The organism is Bacillus sp. GMs2/2, from assembly GCF_050172095.1.
Taxonomy (GTDB): Bacteria; Bacillota; Bacilli; order Bacillales; family Bacillaceae_G; genus Bacillus_A; species Bacillus_A cereus.
Genome location: NZ_JBNLYE010000273.1, coordinates 1 through 5,541, shown reverse-complemented (window position 1 = coordinate 5,541; position 5,541 = coordinate 1). Strand labels below are relative to the sequence as shown.

Genomic DNA, 5,541 nt, shown 5'->3' with positions numbered 1-5,541 from the left:
TTATAATTGGTTATTAAATGGTTACATAATAACCATTTAATAACCAACTTTAGACCAATTCCATTCAACTAAAGAGGTGCTCTATGAACAAATTTGAAACTAACCACATTGTATTGATCACCGTTTTAAAAGAAACACGAAAAGCCCTACATCAACAACTAACGGAGATGGTAGGTGATCTCATAGATATCGAAAGTTTTTCTATAGAAGAAAGTATTCCAAAAGTATTTCATTCTACATTAATTGTATTACCGAATACATTTACGATAGAAACGGTGAAAGACTTTATTGGGGAAAACTGCGAAGTAATCATAGCAAAACGAACATTAAATTATGAAAACGTAGACCAGCTTTTATTTTTACCAGAAGGAACACAAGCCCTATATGTGAATGATAATCATGAAACAGTATACGAATCAATTGAAACGATGCGTCAATTAGGCCTAAACCATATTGAATATGTCCCATACTATCCTGGAAAAACGAATATACAAATGATCAAGCTCGCAATCACACCTGGCGAACTTGAAATTATCCCTGACTTTGTAGAAAAAGTAATTAATATTGGCCATAGATTAATAGATATTACTACAATCATGTCCATTCTAGATCGATTTCATTTAATGGAGGAATCAGGTAACCACGTTTCTGAAAGATACTATCGAAAAATAGTAGATTTAACAAAGAATTTAGCTAAAGCTCATCGACAACTTCATCAAGTTATTGATGGTGTTGGTGATGGCATACTAGCTATTGATTATGAAGGAAGAATTGTTGTCTTTAATGAATTCTTAGAAAGCATGCTGAAAATAAAAAGTAAAAACGCTATTGGTCATCCGATTGATGCCATTATTGATAATATCGATTTAGTGAACTTCATCCTTTCAGATAAGCAACAAGAAAGCGGAATATTTGTTGTAAACGGCTTGGATGTAATAGTGGAACGCCTACATATAAATGATCAATCGATTATTGTTACTTTTAGAAATGCCCTTAAGACCATCGGATTTGAACGGAAATTGAGAAAAGAATTTGTCAAAAAAGGTTATGTAGCAAAATACAATTTTCATAACATCGTTGGCATTAGCTCTACGATCCAAGACACGAAACAAATTGCCAAAAGGTTAGCTAAGACTGATTTAACTGTATTAATTGAGGGTGAAAGTGGTACCGGAAAAGAGTTGTTTGCAAGTGCTATTCATAACGCTTCCCAGCGAAATAGCGGCCCTTTTCTTGCTGTTAACTTCAGTGCTTTATCGGATGATTTAGTGGAGAGTGAATTATTTGGTTATGAAGACGGAGCGTTTACCGGAGCAAAAAAAGGTGGGAAAATGGGTTTATTTGAACAAGCAAATGGTGGCACTATTTTTTTAGATGAAATTGGAGATATTAGCCTGAAACTTCAAGCACGACTCCTTCGAGTATTGCAGGAAAAAGAGATCATGCGCGTTGGCGGAAGCCAAATTATCCCGATAGACGTCCGAATTATTGCAGCAACCAATAAGGATCTACTGAAAATGATTCAAGAAAATATGTTTAGAGAAGACTTATACCATCGGCTTAAAGTACTCTTTATACACCTTCCCGAATTAAGGGCGCGCCGAAATGACATTGAATTATTAGCTAAACATTTTGTTGCGCTATCGGACCCTAAAGTCAAAATTGAACAAGAACTAATTGAAGAACTGCAAGGATATCCATGGTACGGAAATGTAAGAGAACTTAAAAATACGATAGATTACATGCTTGCTGTCCGTACCGGAAACCAAATAACAAAAAATGATTTGCCTAATCAACATTATTTTCAAAAGCCTCCACATAAGAAAACAGATAGCGACCAAGCCGAGAGTATAACACCCTTTTCTTCAAGTTCAAACGCTATTGACCAAGAATCCCTTTTCATCCTTACGCTCATCATGAATTATGAAGAAAAAGGAAAAGCAATCGGAAGAAGAATTATTTCTGAAAAGAGCCAAGAAGTCGAAATGAAATTAACTGAGGCACAGGTAAGACATCGGTTGAACTTCCTGAAAATGAAAGGGTATGTGGAAATAAAAAGAGGTAGAGCTGGGATTCATTTAACAAGAAAAGGATTGGAGATTCTACATAATCTTTAGTCAAGGTTCGGATTTTCAGATACATAGAGGCTGTTTTATAAACAGCCTCTTTTTTATGGAATAAAACGTCGATAAATTTAAGTTACAAATATTCAGAATTAATATTAAAATGAACAATAGGGATAGGGGTATGGGCTTATAAAATTTATACATAACGAGGGAATAGAAATGAAACTACAATTAAAAGCGGATTTAATGTTACTACTAGTTACATTTTTTTTGGGTGCATCCATCCTACTTACAAAACTTGGACTTGATGGCATAGAAGAATATAATTTAATCGCATTACGATTTATTATCGCTTTTCTTTTATCAGGTTTAATATTTTACAAACATTTATTTAAGATCGATTTTAAAACTGTAAAATATGCATTTATACTCGCTTCTGTCTTATTTATCGTTTACATTTTCGCGACTTTCGGTACAAAGTATACGAGTGTTTCTAATGCTGGTTTCCTACTATGTCTCACAGTCATTTTCATTCCAATATTATCAGCTATATTTTTAAAACACATTCCGGAAAAGAAAGTGATAGTAGGGATCATTTTAACGATAATAGGAATCGGCTTATTAACATTAACGAGCGAATTCAAAATCGGTAACGGCGATATATTTTGCATACTGTCTGCACTGTTTTATGCGATCCACGTCATCATTACTGGAAGTGTAACGAAACATGTGAATTCCATTGCACTTGGAGTAGTGCAACTCGGCTTCGTCGGCCTATTTAGTCTTATTTTTTCATTCATTATCGAAACGCCAAAACTGCCTAGCACAACCAACTCATGGCTCATCATTCTAGCCTTAAGCATATTTTGCACCGCAGTCGCATTCATCGTGCAAGTTATTGCCCAGCAATACACGACGCCTACACATACAGGACTTATCTTCTCATTAGAACCTGTCTTTTCCGCAGGCTTTGCTTTCGTCTTCACAGGTGAAACGCTGACAGGAAAAGGATACTTAGGGGCTACGCTTATATTGTTGAGTGTGCTAATTGCTGAGTTAGATTTTAAGAGTTTGTTGAGGTCTAATTATAAGAAGAATATAGAATAAACATTTCACTATGATCAATAAACATACCCCAGAAAAATATGAGTTTATATTATTTTCATTCTCTTCACTTAGATTTTCTTTTTAGATGCTATCTTCAAACAAGGTAGCATCTAAAAAATGTTAAAAGGAATCTCTCCTTAGTATCTTCTTATACTTGATGTAGTTTGCATACTTGACCTTTTCTACGTTCTTTAATTACTTACTGAATATAGTCATACAGATTTTTCGCTAACAATAAACAAGTTACTGTAATGAAAAGGGCACGAACATACCCGCTTCCTTTTTTTATAGCAAATTTGGAGCCAACAATCCCTCCAGCAATTTGAGCAATCCCCATTATAAAACCATATGCATAGTTTACTTGCCCTACATACATAAACATCAACAATGCACCAACATTACTTCCTAAATTAAGAAGCTTCGCATTACCTGCTGCTTTTAAAAAATCATATCCAATAAATAAAAGAGAAAACATTAAAAACGAGCCTGTTCCAGGACCTAGAAATCCATCATAAAAACCAATAGCAAAAACAAAGAAAGTAAAAATAATGACGTGTCGACCAGACAATTTCTTATGAGTGGAAATACTACCCCAATCCTTTTTGAATATCGTATAAATAGCGACCGCACCAAGCATAATCAACATCAATGGCTTCAGTACTTCTGGATTCATTAAATGAACGGTCCATGCCCCTATTATGGAACCTATGAAAGTGAGCGGAACTAATTTAAACGCCGATTTCAAATCAAGATTACCAGAACGATAAAACACAATATTACTAGTTGCACTTCCCATTGTCGACGCTAGTTTATTCGTAGCTACTGCACTTGCTGGATTCAGTCCTGTAAATAATAAAGCTGGTAAAGCAATGAGTCCACCACCACCTACAACTGAATCAATAAATGCAGCTACGAATCCAAAAACAATCAAAATAATTAATATAGATGGGTCTAAATACAAATCCATACTAGTAGCCCCCCTTTAGTCACTATTATAATAGTAACTACCAATTTGCTAAATGTAAAGAGTTATTGTAACGTTAAAATATAAAGTGAAACTTTAATCAGTGGGGCCACTGATTATTAGTTGAACCAATCGGGCTTTTACGGGCAGCCCGACCCCCACCTAACTTCTTTGCTTCCGCTGAATTTTGAGGTGGGAGTCTTACTGCCCGTTAAAGCGGGATAAAAGCAAACATCGGAGGAAGAAAAAAGTGGACTACATAGTGCAACAGCTTAAAAAAATTGGTTTCAATGAATATGAAGCTAAATCTTATGTATCTCTTGTTAAACAGGGGCCTGTCACAGCCTATCAAGTGAGTAAAGATTCGGGTGTCCCAAGAGCGCGAATTTATGAGATTTTAGGTAACCTTGTAGAAAAAGGAATTGTCATGAAAGAAGAAATAAATGACACCACCCGCTATTCACCTCTACCTGTTGAAATCTTTTTACAGAAGGCGCAATCAGAATGGCAGTCTACTTATGAAGGAATTAGTGATTCATTAAAGAAACTAGAAACTTCTGAGGAAAAAACGGATAATCGAGTAATTACTTTAAAAGACAATAAAACAATCATTAGCTATTGTCAGGCATTAATAAAAAAAGCAGAACGACGTATTGTCATTTCAATGTGGGATGAGATGTATGAAGCGTTAAAAGAAGATCTATCTGAAGTAGCTGATAAAGTTACAATACAAGGTATTACCCTGCATGTTGAAAATCCCATTAAAAATCTAGAAGCCCACCGCATAACACCTTATACAGAGACCTTGTCTACAGAACATTGGTTTATTGTATCGATAGATTCTAAAGAGATGATTTATGGACCATCACTTGAAGAGCGTAATATTGCTTTTTATACAGATGACCCCGTTCATATATACTTATTAGAGGATTACGTATGGCATGATGTTTTAGTAAATCGACTTGTCCGACGTAGCCAAGATGACTTGCAGCAATGGATTACGGGAGAGAGAAAATCCTTCTTTATGGGGAAATAAGGAGTATATGAAAAGAATCAAAGAATTTTAAGCGCGACAGTTATATTAGTACGTATGTTGATTGCTGAAGTGGATTTTAAGGGGTATGTGGAGTAGGTGTTTTTTAGATAGATGAACATGCCTTGGGGAATTTTTTATTTTCATTTTCTACATCTAAATAAAAAAGACACCCAGTGGTGTCTTTTTTAAACATTTAATGTGACATTTCTATTTTCAGATTTTAAATTTATTTTTCTTACAATTGCCGTTATTATCTTCATTAACAATAGGGGGAATAATAGCTGCGTATATAACTTATATACTTCCTTATTTAATAATAACCCCTAATCCATCAGTATCTCTCATCATAAAAGTGACATAATTTTCAT

At 34.7% G+C, this 5,541-nt stretch carries 4 protein-coding genes; 3 read left to right on the top strand and 1 reads right to left on the bottom strand.

All coding sequences use genetic code 11. From position 1 onward, the window contains the following. Positions 1 to 83: 83 nt before the first annotated feature. Positions 84 to 2,117 carry a sigma 54-interacting transcriptional regulator gene (locus ACQGS6_RS22135; protein ID WP_326318757.1) on the top strand — a complete coding sequence of 678 codons (2,034 nt, stop codon included), beginning with the start codon at positions 84 to 86 and terminating at the stop codon, positions 2,115 to 2,117. Between the two features lie 168 nt (positions 2,118 to 2,285). Then, complete coding sequence (locus ACQGS6_RS22130; RefSeq protein ID WP_426965617.1) at positions 2,286 to 3,173, top strand: DMT family transporter; 888 nt, start codon at positions 2,286 to 2,288, stop codon at positions 3,171 to 3,173. Between the two features lie 199 nt (positions 3,174 to 3,372). Here the strand turns inward: ACQGS6_RS22130 and ACQGS6_RS22125 are convergent, their stop codons facing one another. Beyond that, positions 3,373 to 4,140, bottom strand: coding sequence for a TSUP family transporter (locus ACQGS6_RS22125; RefSeq protein ID WP_048656427.1), 768 nt, complete (start codon positions 4,138 to 4,140; stop codon positions 3,373 to 3,375). A gap of 247 nt (positions 4,141 to 4,387) precedes the next feature. Here ACQGS6_RS22125 and ACQGS6_RS22120 point away from each other — a divergent pair, with 247 nt between their 5' ends. Next, a complete protein-coding gene (locus ACQGS6_RS22120; RefSeq protein ID WP_426965616.1) occupies positions 4,388 to 5,173 on the top strand; it encodes a TrmB family transcriptional regulator in 786 nt (261 codons plus the stop codon). Positions 5,174 to 5,541 lie beyond the last annotated feature (368 nt).